The organism is Amycolatopsis sp. NPDC051903, from assembly GCF_044452505.1.
Classification (GTDB): domain Bacteria; phylum Actinomycetota; class Actinomycetes; order Mycobacteriales; family Pseudonocardiaceae; genus Amycolatopsis.
Map to the genome: position 1 here is coordinate 113164 of NZ_JBITBT010000013.1, position 17482 is coordinate 130645.

Here is a 17482-nt window from a genome sequence, read left to right on the forward strand (position 1 = left end):
ATGAAGCACCGGGCTAAATCGTGGTGGCGATCGCGCCTTCGTCCCAGGATTGCCGAAGTGACGAAACTGCCGCCGGCGTACCGGAGACTGTGGTGGGCGAACGGGATCAACAACGTCGGCGACGGCGCGTTCACGACGGCCATGCCACTGGTGGCCGTCAGCGTCACGCGGGACCCGCGGCTGGTGTCGCTCGTGGCCGCCGCCGCGTACGTGCCGTGGCTGCTGTTGTCGCTGCCCGCCGGGGCCTGGGCGGACCGGCACGACCGCGTACGGCTCATGTCCCGCGCGCAGTTCGCCCAGGCGGTGGTGGCCGGGGTCGTCGCGCTGCTCGTGGCCGGCCACCAAGCGAGTGTCGCCCTGCTCGTGGTCACGGCGATCGCGCTCGGGGCGGGTGAGGTCGTGTTCGGCACCGCCGCGCAGTCCTTCCTGCCGGAGGTCGTGCCGAAACCGTTGCTGCACAAGGCCAACGGTGAGCTCCAGGTCGTCCGGACCGTGGGCGTCCAGTTCGCCGGCCCGCCGCTGGGCAGCGCGCTGTTCGCCCTGGCCGCCGCGCTGCCGTTCGGGCTCAACGCGGTCTCCTTCGCGGCCTCCGCGGCGCTGGTCGCGAAACTGCCCAGCCGGCACCGCGGCACGCCGGTCAGAGCCCCGATCGCCGAAGGCCTGCGCTGGCTGCTCAGCCACCCGCTGCTGCGCACGCTCGCGATCCTGGCCGGCGTCAACACGTTCTGCGGCCAGCTCGCCGTCGCCACCCTCGTGCTGCTGGCCACGCAGGACCTCCACGTCAGCCCCGCGGGCTACGGCGTGCTGCTGGCCGCCGCGGCGTGCGGCAGTTTCGCCGGCGGCCTGGTCAACGCCCGGATCGTCGCGCGGATCGGCGATCGCGCCGCGCTCGTCCTGGCGCTGGCCACCAACACCGCGGTCCTCGCCGCGATCGGCTTCGCCCCCGGCGCCGTGGTGCTGGGCGCGCTGCTGGCCGTCAACGGGTTCGTCATCACGATCTGGAACGTCGTGAGCGTGAGCCTGCGCCAGGACGTCGTGCCCGCCGCGCTGCTCGGCCGCGTGAACAGCGTCTACCGGCTGCTCGCCTGGGGCCTCATCCCGCTCGGCACCGTGACCGGCGGCCTGCTCGCCGGCTCCTTCGGGCTCCGCGCGCCTTACCCGATCGCGGGTGCCGTCCGGGCGGTGGCACTGGTGGCCGCGTTGCCGGTGCTGCGGCGGCGCGGGCCCCGGTAGCGACGGTGCTCACTGCCCTCCGAGGAAGGCTCGCGGAGCACGTCCGGGCAGTTCACCGGACCGGGTGGGAACCCGGCCCGCGCCCAGCCGTCCCCCGGACATGACGCTCTTGAAGCTCCGCCGGACGCTGGTGACGCTCGCGACGGTGGCGGCCGCGGCCGCCACCTTCCCCGCCGTGGCCACGGCCGCCGGGGACGGGAACCAGGTCACGACCTTCAGCACCGCCGACCGCGCCGCCGCGCTCGCGTACTGGACGCCCGAGCGCATGAAGGCCGTCGGCGCGGACTCCACCGACCGCGTCGAACAGGTGGCGAAGCCCTGGACCGGCGCGGTGCCGAAGGGCGTCGGCCGGCTCTTCTTCACCGAGGCCGCGCCCGGCGAAGCCGAGCAGGACAGCTGGTGCACCGCGACCGCCGTGCCGAGCGCGACCGGCGACGTCGTCATCACCGCCGGGCACTGCGCCTACGGCGGGCTCAACCGCGAGGACCAGGTCATCCAGGTGCACAAGTCCGTGTTCGTGCCCGGGTACGAACAGGGCCGGCAGCCGCACGGGGTGTTCGCCGCGCGGGCGCTGGCGTTCCGCGATTCCTACCCCACCGGCAGCGAGCCCGACGTGGCGATGGTCGTGCTCGACCCGCAGCGGGGGCAGCACGTCGCGACCGTCGCGGGCACGCAGCAGGTCTCCTTCGACCACAAGGGGAAGACACGCGCCGGGATCGTGGGCTACCCGGGGTCGAAGGCGTTCTTCGGGGAGTCGCCGGAGTGGTGCGACCTGTCCGTGCAGCAGAGCACCGACACGCTCGGCCACTGGCAGTCGTCGTGCGACCTGGCGGGCGGCGCCAGCGGCGGGCCCTGGTTCGCGAACTTCTCCCCGGCGACGGGCACCGGGCTGATCTTCTCCGTCACCAGCCGCGGCACGACCGACGTCGACGAGACCACCGGCGAGCCCGAAACCCTCGACCTCGAAGGCGCCCCGCTGGACGAGGCCGCCCACGCGTTGTACGACGCGGCCGGGAAGCTCTGAACCGAACGAAAAAGCCGCGCCGGAAATCCCGGCGCGGCCTTTTCGCGTACTGGCTCAGGCGGTGAGACCGACAGCGGCCTCGGTCGTGTTGACCAGGAACGTCAGCGTCTCCTGGAAGTACAGCTGCACGGTGTCGGCGTCGTGAGCGGTGTAACCGATCGACAGGTCCTGGCCGAAGTGCAGTTCGTAATCGCCGCCGCGGGTCGTGAGCACGCACGCACCGTCGATCGCCGGCGCCTGGATGATCTCCCCGTCGACGATCTGCATCAGGTGCTTCAGCACGGGGTAACCGTGGTCGGCCGCTTCGACGGCGGCGGTGTACGCGGCGTTGCTCAGCAGCACCGTGTACGGGCCCGCGACGCCGGCCGCGCCCAGCTTCGCCAGAGCGTCGCCGATCGCCTTCGGGTACGCGCTCGCCTCGCCGGGCAGCGCGACCGGGCTCAGCGACGACGCGGGGCGGATGCCCGCGATGCCGGCGCCGGAGTAGCCGTCGAACACGATGCGGTCCTCGGCGTACGCGATGGCCTGCGCGGCGTCCTTCACCGGCTGCCAGTCGGGGTCCTTCGCGCCCCACTCCACGGAGTCCACCGCGTCGCGGGTGACGGTGAAGGGCACCTTGAGGTCCACGATCCGCTGGGCCGTGCGCAGCCGGGCCGCGACGCCCTGCAGCGGGCCCTCGACGCCCTCGACGTGCCCGGTGCCCACGGCCGCGAGCGTCGGGTCGTCGGCCACGACCACGTCGACCACCCGCCGGGCCGACGCGAACTGCGCGAACGTGCGCCGGGCCTCGTCCTCGAGGTCCGACCACGCGGCGTCGGAGATCGGGGCGAGTTCGCGATGCAGGTTGTTCATGACCGGGGACTCCTTCGCAGGCTGCCGATGCCCAGCGAGGGGCCGGGCGTGGGTGCCGGGGGCTCCGGCTCGGACGGTTCGGTCGCTTCGGTGCTGTCCTCGAGCGTCTGGTCTTCGAGGAACTCCACGGTGGGCACGTAGAACAGCGCGCCCGTGTGCGGGATCGAGAAGTCGAGGATGCGGTCGTAGTTGCCGGGCGGCGACCCGACGAACATGTTCTCCAGCATCGTCTCGATGATCGACGGGGTCTTGGCGTAGCCGATGAAGTACGTGCCGAACTCGCCGTACGCGGGACGCCCGAACGGCATGTTGTCGCGGAGGATCTCGAGTTCGTTGCCGTCTTCGTCGGTGATCACGTTGAGCGCGATGTGGGAGTCGCCGGGCTTCTCTTCGTCCGTGAGCTCCACATCGGACAGTTTGCGCCGCCCGATCACGAGTTCCTGCTGCTCGGTGGACAGCGCGTTCCACGCCGTCATGTCGTGGAGGTACTTCTGCACGACCACGTAGCTGCCGCCGTCGAACGCGCCGTCGTCGTCGACGAGCACGGCCTCCACGGCGCCGCGGCCGGTCGGGTTCTCAGTGCCGTCGACGAAGCCGAGCACGTCGCGCGCGTCGAAGTAGCGGAAGCCCTGCACCTCGTCGACGACCGTGACGGCGCCGTCGAGCCGCGCCATGATGAGCGACTCGAGCTCGAAGCACAGGTCCATCCGCTCGGCGCGCAGGTGGAACAGCAGGTCGGCCTTCGTGGTGACGCTGCGGTGCTTGTCACCGGCGAACACGGGCAGCTCGTGCAGCTGCGCCGGGCGCGGTGAGCCGAACAGCCGATCCCACGCCGCCGACCCGATTCCCGCGACGCACGTGAGGCCGCCGCCGAGCGACCGGAACCCCACGGTGCGCTGCAGCCCGCTCAGGTCGGCCAGCAGGTCGCGCACGGTGTCCTCGCCACCGGTGTCGATCCGCACCACCAGGAAGATCGCGGCGCGCGTCAGCGGGCCCACCACCTGCTGGGGTTCCGGCGGCAGCTCCGCCGACACTGCCGACGTCACCGCGCACCCCCCGCACAGCACGCTTCTTCGCCCACCAAACCTCCCCACGCGCACAGCTGTCGTCGGCATCCTAACCCGGTCGGCCGGATCCGCTCGCCGCACTCACGCGGGCGGGCAGGATCCGCTCGGCGAGCCGCCGCAGGTGCCTGTGGACGGCGACGCCGCACAGCCCCACGCCGTACCCCACGACCAGCCCCGCGAGGACGTCGTGCGGGTAGTGCGCGCCCAGGTAGACCCGGGAAACGCCGATGAGCAGGGCGAACGCGGTGGCCCACCAGCCCCAGCTGCGCCGGACGAGCAGGACCGCGCCGGCGAACGCCGCGACGAGGGCGGTGTGGTTGCTGGGGAACGCGTAGTCCGTGGGGGCGTCGCAGGGCAGCAGCGTGCGGACTCCCGGGACGACGCGGCACGGGCGGACCTCGGCGAACAGCGCCTTCAGCACGGTGTCGAAACCCAGCGCGAGCGCGACCGCCGCCGGGACCCACACGGCGCGGGCGAGGGCCGTCGGGGCACCGCGAGCGCGCCAGAGCAGGGCGAGCACCGCGGGCACCACGAGGAACACGCCGTACTCGCCGAACGCGACGGCGAACCCCGCCAGCCAGTGCTGCGACCACGCAAAATCCGTGACCGCGCGGTAGATCCCGGCGTCGGGCATCACCTCACCCCCGCGGCGGCGCCGACCGTCCACAACGGACTTCCGGCGGCACTGAGCGGACGAAAAACTACACTCATGTCGAAATACTACAGGATCGTAGAAGTAGCTTGCCGGTGTAACTTCACCGTCGTGCGCAACGGAGAGAGGCGGGCCCCCGGCGAACTGGAGGCCGAGGTGCTCGGCGTGCTGCAGGACGCGGCCGAACCGGTGTCGGCCACCGACGTGCAGCAGCGCCTCGGCGGCAGCCTCGCCTACACGACCGTCGTGACGATCCTGTCGCGGCTGTTCGAGAAGGGCGTGGCGACACGGGAGAAGCGGGGCCGGTCGTTCGCCTACAGCCCGGTGGACGACGAGCCCGGCCTGGCGGCGCGGCGCATGCGGAAGGTGCTCGACGCGGAGACCGACCGTTCCCGCGTCCTCGCCCGGTTCGTGTCGAACCTGTCCGCCGACGACGAGCGGCTGCTGCGCGACCTGCTGCACGAATCCGGCGACTGACGGGCACCAGGCACGTCCGACTCGCGAATCGTGCCCTTTCGTCCCCCGGGCACGGGTGACAAGAACGAAAAAGTGCTGGCTGAGTATCCGCGCGAACACCGAGCGCGAAACGCGACGAAGCGGCGGTTCAGACCTTTGTCCGGTCTTGTCCACTCAAGACCGGCCGCGGAAAACGCCCCCCGGCCGCGCACGAGATCGAGGCCGCTACCGTTGGCGTTTCGAGCACCGGGTGAGTTGGCCCCCGGGAACGCCGGTGACCCAGAGCAGAAGAGGAGCCCTGATGCCTCGCACCAAGGCCTCCGGACCGTTGCGCGCAGCACAAGTGGTGCTCGTCGTCGTGTCCCTGCTCGTGCTGGGCGGCACCGGCTACGCGTACTCGACGCTGCAGTCGCTCACCGACGGGCTGACCAGGGCCGACGTCATCGCGGGCAGCGACGTGCCGCCGCTGGGCGAACAGAACATCCTGATGGTCGGCCTCGACACCCGCACCGACGCGCAGGGCAATCCGCTGCCCGCCGACGTGCTGTCGCAGCTGCACGCCGGCGGCGGCGACGACGGCGGCGACACGACCGACACGATGATCGTGATCCACATCCCCGCGGGCGGCGGGCAGGCGACCGCGATCTCCATCCCGCGCGACTCGTACGTGCAGGTCTCCGGCGGCTACGGCAAGCACAAGATCAACTCCGCGTACACCTACGGGCTCGTGGCGGAGAAGAACAAGCTGGTCGCACAAGGCGAATCCGGCACGCAGCTCGAAACCGATTCCGCACAGGCCGGCGCGAAGACGGCGATCGACACCGTGCAGAAGTTCACCGGGCTGACCATCACGCACTACGCCGCCGTGAACCTCGCCGGGTTCTACTACCTGTCCCAAGCCGTCGGCGGTGTGCCGGTGTGCCTCAACAAGGCCGTGAAGGACCCGTTCTCGGGCGCCAACTTCCCGGCGGGCGAGCAGACCGTGGGCGGGGCGAAGGCGCTGCAGTTCGTGCGCCAGCGCCACGGCCTGCCCAACGGCGACCTCGACCGCATCAAGCGCCAGCAGGTCTTCATGGCGAGCATGGCCAAGACGATCCTGTCGGCGGGCACGCTCGCCGACCCGGGCAAGCTGAACGACCTCATCGGCGCCGTGAAGAAGGCCGTGGTCGTCGACAGCGGCTGGGACATCGTCAGCTTCGCGCAGCAGCTGCACGGGATGAGCGCGGGCGCCATCAAGTTCGTCACCGTGCCGGTGGTGAACATCTCGCTGAAGACCCCGTCGGACGGCGACGCGGTCGAGGTGGATCCCGCGCAGGTGCAGCAATTCGTGCACCAGCAGCTCGGCACCTCGGAACCGGCTCCGGCCTCGGGCCAGCCCGCGGCGGGTGACGCGAACCTCAGCGAGTACACCGTGGACGTGCGCAACGCCTCGGACAGCAGCGGCCTCGCCGGGCGCGTGGCCGACAAGCTGGAAGCCGCCGGGTACACCAAGGGCGTGGTGGCGAACGCGACGACTCGCAAAACGTCGATCATCTTCTACAGCCACGACCAGAAGGACCAGGCCACGCAGATCGCGCAGGCGCTGGGCAGCGACATCGCGGTCAGCCCCGACACCTCGCTGACGAACGACCACTTCCGCGTCTTCCTCGGCAAGGACTTCGAGGACTCCTCGGGCGCCTCCAGCACGGGCGGCGGTGCGGCCGCCGGCTCCTCGGGTTCGGCCCAGGTCCAGCCGGCCGCGGACGTCGCTCCGGCGCCGGCGCAGGCCCCGCCGCCGATCACCGCCAACGGCGTCACCTGCGTCAACTGATCCGACGCGGGGTTCGTCCGGCACCCGGCGTCCACTCGCGACAGTCGGCGGAGTCGGCGCGAAGATCGTCCGGTTGACGAATCCCGGATCGGTGTGGTTCCTGTTGACGGCTGTCCGTTTCCGGCGCCAGGCGTGATCAAGCATGCACAGTACGTTCACGTCCCCACGTGACGGCCGCGCTGATCCCCAAGGACGCGAAGGACCTGGAGCTGGCGCCCGAGGAGTGGTACCGGTTGTGGATCACCGTTCGCGGCGAGCCACTCCCGTAGCCTGGCTCGGGTGGCCAGCCACAGAGAGGGGAACCGGCGCGTGGTCCTGTTCGGACGGGAGCTGGAGCAGAAACGCCTGGCCGAACTGGTCGACGGCATCCGCGACCGCGGCGGCGCCCTGCTCGTGCGCGGTGAGCCCGGGGCCGGCAAATCGGCGCTGGTCCAGGCCGTGCGGCAGCAGCTGGGAGCGGCCAGCCTGCGCGTGCTGACCGCGGCCGGCGCCGAACCCGAGCAGCACCTCCCGTACGCGGGGCTCAACCAGCTGCTCCACCCCCTCCGCGACGCCACCGCCGCGCTCCCGGCGACCCAGCGCACCGCGCTGCGCACCGCCCTGGGCCTGGTCGACGGCCCGCAGCCCGAGCCGTACCTGGTCGGGCTGGCCGTGCTCAACCTCCTCAGCGAAGCCACGACTCCCCTGGTCCTGCTCCTCGAAGACGTGCACTGGTTCGACCGCGCGACGCAGGACGTGCTCGCCTTCGTGACGCGGCGCGTGGAGTCCGAACCGGTCGTGGTGATCGCCACCGCCCGCGACGGCGAGCCGACCCGCCTCGACGACCTCCCCGCGCTGGCGCTGGCCCCGCTGGACCCGGACAGCGCCGGCGAACTCCTCGACGCCGTCGCGCCGGACCTCGACCCGACGGCCCGCGCCCGGATCATCGCGGAAGCCGCCGGCAACCCGCTCGCCCTGACCGAGCTGCCCGCCGCCCGGACCGGTCCGCTCGACCAGGCCTTCGCCGCCCGCGCCGCCGAATTGCCCGGCGCGGCCCGCGCGAGCCTCCTCATCGCCGCGCTCAACGACAGCCCGGCGCTGGCCGAAACGGTGAAGGCCGCCGGCACCGACGCGCTGGGCCCGGCCGTCGCGGCGCGGCTCGTCGAGGTCGACGCGACGACCGTGACGTTCCGCCACGCCCTGACCCGCTCGGCCATCGTCCGCGCGGCCACTCCCGCGGAACTGCGGGCCGCGCACCACGCGCTGGCCGCGACGCTGAACGAACCCGGCCGCCGCGCGTGGCACCGAGCCGCGGCGACCACCGGTGCGGACGAATCCGTCGCGGCCGAACTCGAAGCCGCGGCGGACGACGCCCGGCGCCGGGGTGGCGCGGCGGCGGCCATCACGACGCTCGAGGAAGCCGCGCGGCTCAGCGTGACCGACGTCCGCCGTGCGGACCGGCTGCTGCGGGCCGCGGACCTGGCCGTCGAATCGGGGCGGCGCGACGTCGTCGACCGGCTGCTGGCGGAAGCGGCCAAGCTGGACCTGACGCCGCGGCAGCGCGCGCTCGTCACGTGGCTGCCCACCGGTTTCGACGACGGCGTCCGCGAAGGGGCGGCAGGTGCGACGGAACTCGTGACGCTCGCGGGCACCGTCGCGAAGGACGGTGACCTCGAGCTGGCCATGCGGATCTTCTGGAGCACCGCGATGCGCTGCTTCTGGGTCGAGCCGGGCGCGGCGGCGCGCGAGCGCATCACGGCGATCGCCGGCGAACTGCCCGTCGACCCCGCCGACCCGCGGATGGTCGCGATCGCCGCGTATGTGACGCCCCTCGAGCGCGGCGCCGAGGTCGTCACGGCGTTGCGGGAGCTCGCGGACCGCACCGACGCCGATCCCACCGTCGTCCGGTTCCTCGGCAGCGCGGCGCTGCAGGTGGGCGCTTTCGACCTCGCCGCGCGGTTTTCGGCGGCGGCGCAACCGGGACTGCGCGCGGAAGGCCGGCTCGGGTTGCTGAGCCGGGCCCTGGCCGTGCAGGCGTGGAGCCACGCCCGGCTCGGCGACCTCGCGACGGCGCTGCCCGCCGCGGAAGAAGCGGGCCGGCTGGCGGCGGAGACGCACCAGCCGTACGTGGTCGGGCTGGCGCGGGCGGTGCAGGCGGAGATCGCGGCGCTGCGCGGCGACTCCGAACAGGCCGAGAAGCTCGCGGTCGAAGCCGAACGCGTCGGGCTCGCCGCCGGGGCGCGGCCGGTGCTGGCGACAGTGCAGCTCGCGCGCGGCCTGGCGGCGCTGGGCGCGGGGCGGCACGCCGACGCGGTCGCCGCGCTGCTGCGCGTGTTCGACCCGGCCGATCCCGCGTACCAGCTGGCGTTGCGGTGCTACGTCCTGCCCGAGCTGGCCGAAGCTGCGGTCCACAGCGATCGGGCGGACGTCGTGCGCGGGCTGGTGGCCGAGCTTTCGGATGCGCCGACCACGTCGCCCGCGCTGCACCACGGCCTGCGGTACGCGCGGGCGGTGCTCGCGGCCGACGAGGAAGCCGAAGACCTGTTCCGCACCGCGCTGGACTCCGCGGCTTGGCCGCTCGAACGCGGACGGCTCCAGCTCGCGTTCGGCGAGTGGCTGCGCCGCCGGCGCCGGGCGGCGGAGTCGCGGCCGGTGCTGCGCGCGGCGCGCGAGACGTTCGACGCGCTGGGCGTGACGGGGTGGAGCGAACGGGCCGCTCGCGAACTGCGCGCGGCGGGCGAGGCGACGCCGAACCGCGAACCGGACGCGCTGGGTGACCTCACGGCCCACGAGCTGAACATCGCGCAGCTGGCCGCCGAAGGGCTCACCAACCGCGAGATCGGGCAGCGGCTGTACCTGTCGCACCGGACCGTGAGCACGCACCTGCACCGCATCTTCCCGAAGCTCGGGATCAGCGCACGCGGCGAACTGGGTGCGGCGTTGCGGCGCCAGAGCTGACGTACACCCACGGCGTCACCTGACGGGCGCGAAGTCACCCGCCCACTCCGTACGGTCGAATCGCGGTACCGGGTTTCGATCTTCAGGAGTGCTTTCGATGATCAGCAGAAGACAGTTCTCGCAGGTGTTCGCGGCCGGCGTGGCGACGGCGTCGATCGCCGGCTACGCGCCCGGAGCTGTCGCGTCCGCCGCGACCGGCGGGCGCCCGGAGTTCGGACCGCTGAAGCAGGTGCGGGCGGGCGTTCTCGACATCGGCTACGTGGAGCTGGGCCCGGCGCACGGGCCGGTCGTGATCCTGCTGCACGGGTGGCCGTACGACATCCACAGCTTCGCCGACGTCGCGCCCGCACTGGCGGCGCGGGGTTACCGCGTGCTCGTGCCCTACCTTCGCGGCTACGGGACCACGACGTTCCGCTCGGGCTCGACGTTCCGCAACGCGCAGCAGTCCGCCGTCGCCGCCGACGTGATCGCCTTGATGGACGCGCTGCACATCCGCAAGGCCGTGCTCGGCGGTTTCGACTGGGGTTCGCGCACGGCCGGCGCGGTCGCCGCGCTGTGGCCCGAGCGGTGCCAGGCGCTGGTGCTCGTGAGCGGGTACCTCATCACGAACCTCAAGGCGCAGCTGCAACCGCTCGCACCGGCCGCCGAGCTGGGCTGGTGGTACCAGTACTACTTCTCCACCGAACGCGGCGTGCTCGGGTACACGCAGAAGACCGACGAGTTCACCAAGCTGATCTGGCAGACCGTCTCCCCGAAGTGGCACTTCGACGACGCGACCTACCAGCGCACGGCCCAGTCGTTCACCAACCCGGACCACGTGGCCATCGTGGTCCACAACTACCGCTGGCGCCTGAGCCTCGCGCCGGGCGAACCCCAGTACGACCGCCTCGAAGCCAAGCTCCAGCAGAGCCCGAAGATCGCCCTCCCCACCATCACCATCGCGTCGGACTTCGACGGCGCCGCCGCCGACGGCTCGGGCTACCGGGCGCAGTTCACGGGCAAGTACGACCACCGGATCCTCCCGGGGATCGGGCACAACGTGCCGCAGGAAGCGCCCGCGGACTTCACCCAGGCGATCGTGGACGCGGCCCGGCTCTGAGTACGTTGGTTTCGTGGGGCACAAAGGAGTCCGCGACGGCGGCCCGGCGCGCGATCCGAAGTTCCAGCCGGAGGACGTGGTCGGGTGGCCGGTGCGCCGCGCCGTGATCGAGCTGGAGCACCAGGGCTACACCGTCGACGTGCCGACTGGTCACGATCGCGCACTGATCTGGCTGAGCAACCGGGTGCGGTTGGTCGCACGGGACGGGCTCATCACCGGGGTGATCGTCGGATAGGTCCGGTTCGCCCGGACACCCAGCCGAAAAACGAAGCGGGGCCGGTCCACATCGGACCGGCCCCGCTCAGCGTTGGGAAAAGATCAGGCGTTGCCGCGGCGACGCCGGACCAGGACCAGCATCGCCCCGCCCGCGAGGACGAGGGCGGCGCCGATGCCGATGGGCAATCCGGCGTTCACGCCGGTGTTCGCGAGGGGCTGCGAACCGCCCGCGGCCGGGGCCGGACTGGTGGGCGCGGCGGGGGTGGTGGGCGGCGTGACGCCGGCCTCCGTCCACGACGCCGAAGCCGACGTGTCGACCGTGGTCTTCTGCGACTCGGCGACGATCAGCGACTGCGCGGGGTGCTTGTCGTAGTTCTCGCCGACGAACAGGCGGCCGGTGTCGAGGTGGCCCACGGCCTTGAGCGCCAGTTCTGCGGTGCCGGCCTTGGTGTCCTTCGGCACGTCGAGGTACAGCTTGCTGCCGTCCTTGACGTCGCCCTCCGCGAGGGCCTTGCCGTCGGCGTCGGTGAGCTTGACGCCGTCGGGCAGCTGCGTCGTGAGGTCCGTGATGTCACCGGTGCTGGCGATGGTGAACGGGCCGATGCGCGTGCCGGCCTCACCCTTGGCCGAAGCCGGGGTGATGCTCAGGGTCGGCTTCGGCTGCTGGCCGATCCCGGTGTTGTCGCTGCCGGTCAGGTAGTCGTAGAGCGCGAGGACGTCGGCACCGTTGTCCGCGTTGCCGTACTGGACCGGCTTGTCGCGGTCGATTTCCTTGCCATCGCTGAAGTGCCACACCGCGGCCTGCGTGGCGGCGATGGCCTCGGCCTGGGACAGGCCGTCGTGCAGCGTCGCACCCTTGAGCTCCGCCTCGAGACCCTTGAGGTCTTCGGCCGGGAAGCCGTGGTGCAGCACCCAGTTGATCTTCGCGTTGTTCTCGTTGAACGGCGACTTCGGGTTCGGGTACTTGTTCCAGGGCGTTTCGAGCATGTCCTGGTTCTCGTCGATGTTCGTCTCGATCTCGACGCAGTACAGCTTCAGCGTGCTGCCGTCGGAGAGCTTGAGACCGAACAGGACCGTGTCGTAGTAGTGGTCCTTGCCGTTCTCGTTGAGGTTGACACCGAAACCGTTGGTGCCCCCTCCTGGGATCAGGCGTCCCTTGGCCGCACCGTCCTCAGCCTTCGCGCCGGTGTCCGCCGTGGCGCCCTGCGCCGCCAGCAGCAGCGCCGCGGCCGCGGCGGCAGCCGCGATCCCGCCACGCACCAGACCTGACCTGACCTGCATCTGTTCTCCCATCCAAGCCCGTCCCAGAAAGTCGGAGCCGCGTGAGACAACACACCCCGATCACGACGGCCACCCGTGAGGTGAGAATCCACCCAGTCAAGCGATTCGGGAGCATACACAGGGCTCACAAGGTCACCCGCGGTGGTCCCCCCGACGATCGATGTCCTCCACCCGAGTGCCCGGCCATCGGTACGCGACAGCTCGGCCACACCGTCGGCGCCGGTATATACACTCGATGTATATTCACCGCGTATAGCGATCGCGAACCACGCGATCGCCCAGGGGATCCAAAGGGGACAGGCATGTCGGTGGGGACCACCCTGCTCGCGTTGCTCGAGCCCGGGCCGCGGCACGGGTACGACCTGAAACGCGCTTACGACGAGCAGTTCGGGCAGGACAAGCCACTCGCGTACGGGCAGGTGTACGCGACGCTCTCGCGCCTGCTGAAGAACGGGCTCGTCGAGGTCGCGGGAGTCGAGGCCGGCGACGGGCCGGAACGCAAGCGCTACACGATCACCGAAGCCGGTGTCACGGACGTCGAGCGGTGGCTCGCGACTCCGGAAGCACCGGAGCCGTACTTGCACAACACGCTCTACACCAAGGTCGTGCTCGCGCTGCTGTCCGGCCGCAGCGCCACCGCCGTGCTCGACTCGCAGCGCGCCGCGCACCTGAAGGAGATGCGCGAGCTGACGCGCCGCAAGCGCGACGGCGACCTCGCGACGCAGCTGATCTGCGACCACGCGCTGTTCCACCTCGAAGCCGACCTGCGCTGGCTCGAGCTCACGGCCGCGCGCCTCGACGATCTGGCGGCGGAGGTGCGCTCGTGACGGAACCCCTGCTCGCCGCCAACGACTTGGAGAAATCCTTCGGCCCCACGCAGGCGCTGCGCGGCGCCGGCGTATCCGTCGCGCCCGGTGAGGTGCTCGCGATCATGGGCCCGTCGGGCTCCGGCAAATCGACGCTCCTGCACTGCCTCGCGGGCATCGTCCGGCCCGACGCCGGCACCATCACCTACGGCGGCCGCGATCTCGTCGCCATGGGCGACCGCGAGCGCAGTGCGTTGCGGCGCACGGAGTTCGGGTTCGTGTTCCAGTTCGGTCAGCTCGTGCCGGAGCTGACGTGCCTGGAGAACGTCGCGCTGCCGCTGCGGCTCGCGAAGGTCGCGCGGCGCAAGGCCGAAACCACCGCGCGCGAGTGGCTCGAACGGCTGGAGGTGGCCGACGTCGCGGCCAAGCGCCCGGGTGACGTCTCGGGTGGGCAGGGCCAGCGCGTCGCCGTCGCCCGCGCGCTCGTGACGCGGCCCAAGGTCGTGTTCGCCGACGAGCCGACGGGCGCGCTCGACTCGCTCAACGGCGAGAAGGTCATGCGCATGCTCACCGGAGCCGCGCGGGAGACCGACGCGGCGGTGGTGCTCGTGACGCACGAAGCGCGCGTCGCCGCGTATTCGGACCAGGAGATCGTGGTGCGCGACGGGCGCGTGTCCGACCAGGAGTACGCGTCGTGATCGCCGACCTGCTGCTCGGACTCCGGCTGGCCGTCGGGGGCGGCCGGATGTCGGGACAGGCGCTGCTGCGGCTCGCGATGACGGCCGTGGGCATCGGGCTCGTCGTGGCGGTGCTGCTGCCCGCCGCGTCGGTGAACTCCGTGGTGAGCGCGCGCGAAGACCGCGCGGCCGCGACCACGCCCACCACACAGCCGGTGCCCGGCGTCGACCCGCTGTACGCCATCACGTGGAGCGCGGAGGTGGGCACCCAGTTCGTGCGGATCACGTCGGTCGCGGCCAGTGGGCCGCACGCGCCGGTGCCGCCCGGGCTGACGGAGCTGCCGAAGCCGGGTGAGCTCGTGGCTTCGCCGGACGTCGTGCGCGCGCTGACGGGCCCGGACGGCGCGTCGTTCCGCAGCCGGCTGCCGGCCGCGCCCAGCGCGACGATCGCGAAACCCGGTCTCGTCGACGCCGGAGAACTCACGGCCTGGTACGGCACGACACTCGACGACGTGAAGAGCAGTGACCAGGCCAAGAAGATCTACGGCTTCGGCGGCGGGCAGCCACCGCGGTTCGCCGTGACGGCGACGGTGCTGGTCGCGCTGCTGCCGGTCGTGGTCGCGTTGTTGCTGCCGTTGCTGATCTTCGTGACCACGGCTTCGCGCATGGGCGCGGCGCAGCGCGACCAGCGGCTCGCGGCGCTGCGGCTGCTGGGGGTCGACGCGCGGCAGATCCGCTGGGTCGCGGCCGGGGAGTCGTTGCTGGGTGCGACGATCGGCGTGGTGCTGGGCGTCGTGCTGTTCGTGCTGATCCGCCCGGCACTCGGGTCGCTCGACCTGTTCGGCTACCGCGTGTTCGGTGAGGACTTCGTCCCCTCGTGGCCGCTCGCGGTGCTCGTGGTGCTGCTCGTGCCGGCGCTCGCGATCGGCGCGGCGCTGTTCGGTCTGCGGCGGACGATCGTGGAACCGCTCGGCGTGGTGCGCCAGGGCAAACCCGTCCGGCGGCGGATGTGGTGGCGGTGGGTGCTCACCGGCCTCGGCGTGCTGCTGACCGGCGCCGCGTACGCGACCGACCCGGGCAACGCCAACGCCGCCTTGATGGTCGCGCTGACCGTGGGGTCCGCGTTGCTGCTGATCGGTGTGACGGCGCTGCTGCCGTGGCTCGTGGAGCTCGTCGCCGGCAAGCTGCGCGGCGGGCCGCCGGCGTGGCAGCTGGCGGTGCGGCGGCTGCAGCTCGACAGCGGTACCCCGAGCCGGGTCGTGTCCGGGCTGGTCGTCGTGGTGGCCGGCAGCATCCTGCTGCAGGTGCTGCTGAACTCGACGCTCGCGGCGAGCAAGTCCGAACTGGACTCAACCCCGGTGTGGCCGGGTGCGGCACCGGTGAGCGTGGCGACGGACGCGGCCACGGCCCCCGAGGTGCAACGCCGCGTGTCGGCCGTACCGGGCGTCGAGCACGCCGGGACCGTGCTGCAGTCGAGTGTCGTGGGGACGTCGAGCGCGGGTGACCAGTGGGCGGGCGCGGAGATCGGTTCGTGTGCCGCGCTGGCGTTGCGGGCGCAGCTGCCGTCCTGTGTGGACGGTGCGGTGTACGCCGTGGACGATCCGGGACGACCGCTCCCGGCGGGCTCCGTGCACTTCTCCGCCGGGAGTTCGGCAGGCGATGGTCCAGTGTGGACCATTCCGGCGCACGTGACGCACGTGCCGTCGACTTCGGCCGCGCGGTGGCTGGCGGGCTCGTTCCTCATCACCGACGGGGCGGTGGCCGGGATCCCGGTGCCGACCGTGCTGCCATCGGTGTACGTGACGGGCCAGGGCAGCCCGGCGGATTTGGCCGATCGCGTTTCCGCCGCGGTCAAGGGGCTGACGTGGCGCGTCGAGACGAGGACCGACGCGGAGCCCGCCGCACCGGCCGGGATCGTGGCGACGATCCGGGCGATCCTGCTGACGGCGTCGCTGTTCGTGCTCGCCGTGGCGGCGCTGAGCCTGCTGATGCTGGCGGTGGAGCAGATCACCGAGCGGCGGCGGGCCTTGGCGGCGCTGTCGGCTTCGGGGGTGCCGCTGGGGGTGCTCGCGCGCAGTTCGTTCGCGCAGACCGCGCTGCCGGTGGTGATCGGGGTGGCGCTGGCGGTCGTCGCCGGCACCGGGCTGACGCTGCCGATCCTGCGGGCCGCGGACATCCCCGTGAAGCTCGACGGCGGCTTGATCGCGGGCATGGCGGGTGCGGCCGTCGCGGCGGTGCTCGTGGTGACGGCGTGCACGATCCCGCTGCTGCGGCAGGTGACGCGGGTCGAGTCGCTGCGCGCGGAGTGACTCCGGACCCCTGAGTTCACCGGCCCGAAAGGCCCGCGACCCACCTTCGTCGCGGGCTTTTCGGGTCTTCCTCCTTCTGCGGGACGATCTTCTGCGCCAGCATGATCAGCGCCCCCGTCCCCACGAGGAAGTCGATCCCATGGGAACCTTGAAACGGCTCGGCACAGTGGTCTGTGCCACCGCGTTCGCGTTGGTCATCCCCGCGGCCGCGGCGTACGCCGACCCGCCGCACAACCTGCCCCAGAACGCGAACGGGTACGAGCAGTCGTTCTCGCCCGCGTACGACTACGACACCGACGGCTGCTACGCCACCCCGGCCATCGGCCCGGACGGCACCCTCGCGCCCGGCCTCAACACCACCGGCGCCGTGAACGGCAGCTGCCACGACCAGTCCGACCTCGACAACTCCCAGACGTACTCGCGCTCCAAGTGCAACAACGGCTGGTGCGCAGTGGTCTACGCCAGTTACTTCGAGAAGGACCAGGCCGTGGACGGCAGCGGCCTCGGCGGCCACCGCCACGACTGGGAACACGTGATCTCGTGGATCAACCAGTCGTCCAACCAGGTCGAGTACGTGACCACCACGCAGCACAGCAGCCAGGTCACCTACCCGCGGTCGCAGGTGCGCTTCGACGGCTCGCACCCGAAGGTCGTCTACCACAAGGACGGCCTGGGCACGCACTTCTTCCGCCTGGCCAACAACAACGACGAACCGCCGGAGAACTTCTACCACAACTGGCGCTACCCGCCGCTCGTCGGCTGGGACGGCTACCCCTCCACGGCACTGCGCGACAAACTGATGTCCGCCGACTTCGGCGCGGCCACGATCAAGATCAACGACGCCCGGTTCAACGACCTGCTGGCCGCCTCCCTACCCTCCGGCATCCCCTTCAACCCCCGCGGCTGACGCAAGCACCCTCCAACGGCGGGTGTCACCTCACCACCCAGGGCGACTCCAAACCCGCCGAACCACACCGCGAGATCGCGCCGGTTTTTTCCAACAGCGGGTGTCACCTCCCCACCCAGGATGACCCCACAACCCGCCGAACCACACCGCGAGATA

General features: G+C 71.6%; 15 protein-coding genes. 11 read left to right on the top strand and 4 right to left on the bottom strand.

Annotated elements, in window-relative coordinates; all coding sequences use genetic code 11:
- The first annotated feature begins 57 nt into the window (after nt 1–57).
- Nucleotides 58–1233, top strand: coding sequence for an MFS transporter (locus ACIA77_RS26145; RefSeq protein WP_395888601.1), 1176 nt, complete (start codon nt 58–60; stop codon nt 1231–1233).
- 100 nt (nt 1234–1333) lie between these two features.
- Nucleotides 1334–2257, top strand: coding sequence for a trypsin-like serine peptidase (locus tag ACIA77_RS26150; protein ID WP_395888602.1), 924 nt, complete (start codon nt 1334–1336; stop codon nt 2255–2257).
- A gap of 54 nt (nt 2258–2311) precedes the next feature.
- Here ACIA77_RS26150 and ACIA77_RS26155 read toward each other — a convergent pair whose 3' ends face one another.
- The 3 genes from ACIA77_RS26155 to ACIA77_RS26165 all read right to left on the bottom strand — a co-directional run bounded on the left by ACIA77_RS26155 (nt 2312) and on the right by ACIA77_RS26165 (nt 4810).
- Nucleotides 2312–3109, bottom strand: coding sequence for a family 1 encapsulin nanocompartment shell protein (locus ACIA77_RS26155; RefSeq protein WP_395888603.1), 798 nt, complete (start codon nt 3107–3109; stop codon nt 2312–2314).
- Nucleotides 3106–4155 (bottom strand): Dyp-type peroxidase, encoded by a 1050-nt coding sequence (locus tag ACIA77_RS26160; protein ID WP_395888604.1) that lies wholly within the window; start codon nt 4153–4155, stop codon nt 3106–3108. Before ACIA77_RS26160 ends, ACIA77_RS26155 begins: the two co-directional genes overlap by 4 nt.
- Before the next feature lie 70 nt (nt 4156–4225).
- The gene (locus tag ACIA77_RS26165) at nt 4226–4810 is read right to left on the bottom strand and encodes a phosphatase PAP2 family protein (RefSeq protein ID WP_395888605.1); all 585 of its coding nucleotides are present in this window, start codon (nt 4808–4810) and stop codon (nt 4226–4228) included.
- A gap of 129 nt (nt 4811–4939) precedes the next feature.
- Here ACIA77_RS26165 and ACIA77_RS26170 point away from each other — a divergent pair, with 129 nt between their 5' ends.
- The 5 genes from ACIA77_RS26170 to ACIA77_RS26190 all read left to right on the top strand — a co-directional run bounded on the left by ACIA77_RS26170 (nt 4940) and on the right by ACIA77_RS26190 (nt 11365).
- A complete protein-coding gene (locus tag ACIA77_RS26170) occupies nt 4940–5305 on the top strand; it encodes a BlaI/MecI/CopY family transcriptional regulator (RefSeq protein WP_395888606.1) in 366 nt (121 codons plus the stop codon).
- A gap of 280 nt (nt 5306–5585) precedes the next feature.
- On the top strand, nt 5586–7094 hold the full coding sequence (locus ACIA77_RS26175; protein WP_395888607.1) for an LCP family protein: 1509 nt from the start codon (nt 5586–5588) through the stop codon (nt 7092–7094).
- 279 nt (nt 7095–7373) lie between these two features.
- Entirely contained in the window at nt 7374–10031 is a 2658-nt protein-coding gene (locus tag ACIA77_RS26180; RefSeq protein ID WP_395888608.1) for an AAA family ATPase, read from the top strand.
- Nucleotides 10032–10128: 97 nt separating this feature from the next.
- Nucleotides 10129–11130 (top strand): alpha/beta fold hydrolase, encoded by a 1002-nt coding sequence (locus tag ACIA77_RS26185; RefSeq protein ID WP_395888609.1) that lies wholly within the window; start codon nt 10129–10131, stop codon nt 11128–11130.
- 13 nt (nt 11131–11143) lie between these two features.
- Entirely contained in the window at nt 11144–11365 is a 222-nt protein-coding gene (locus tag ACIA77_RS26190; RefSeq protein ID WP_395888610.1) for a hypothetical protein, read from the top strand.
- A gap of 83 nt (nt 11366–11448) precedes the next feature.
- On the opposite strand, the gene ACIA77_RS26195 is transcribed toward ACIA77_RS26190, so the two are convergent.
- Nucleotides 11449–12627, bottom strand: coding sequence for a thioester domain-containing protein (locus ACIA77_RS26195; RefSeq protein ID WP_395888611.1), 1179 nt, complete (start codon nt 12625–12627; stop codon nt 11449–11451).
- Nucleotides 12628–12929: 302 nt separating this feature from the next.
- Between ACIA77_RS26195 and ACIA77_RS26200 the strand changes: the two genes are divergently transcribed.
- The 4 genes from ACIA77_RS26200 to ACIA77_RS26215 all read left to right on the top strand — a co-directional run bounded on the left by ACIA77_RS26200 (nt 12930) and on the right by ACIA77_RS26215 (nt 17326).
- Nucleotides 12930–13454, top strand: a complete 525-nt coding sequence (locus tag ACIA77_RS26200; RefSeq protein ID WP_395888612.1) for a PadR family transcriptional regulator — start codon at nt 12930–12932, stop codon at nt 13452–13454.
- Entirely contained in the window at nt 13451–14131 is a 681-nt protein-coding gene (locus ACIA77_RS26205) for an ABC transporter ATP-binding protein (protein WP_395888613.1), read from the top strand. The genes ACIA77_RS26200 and ACIA77_RS26205 overlap by 4 nt, the downstream gene beginning before the upstream one ends.
- Nucleotides 14128–16419, top strand: a complete 2292-nt coding sequence (locus ACIA77_RS26210) for an FtsX-like permease family protein (RefSeq protein WP_395888614.1) — start codon at nt 14128–14130, stop codon at nt 16417–16419. The genes ACIA77_RS26205 and ACIA77_RS26210 overlap by 4 nt, the downstream gene beginning before the upstream one ends.
- Nucleotides 16420–16558: 139 nt before the next feature.
- Nucleotides 16559–17326: an NPP1 family protein gene (locus ACIA77_RS26215; protein WP_395888615.1), complete on the top strand. Its 768-nt coding sequence runs from the start codon at nt 16559–16561 to the stop codon at nt 17324–17326.
- Nucleotides 17327–17482 lie beyond the last annotated feature (156 nt).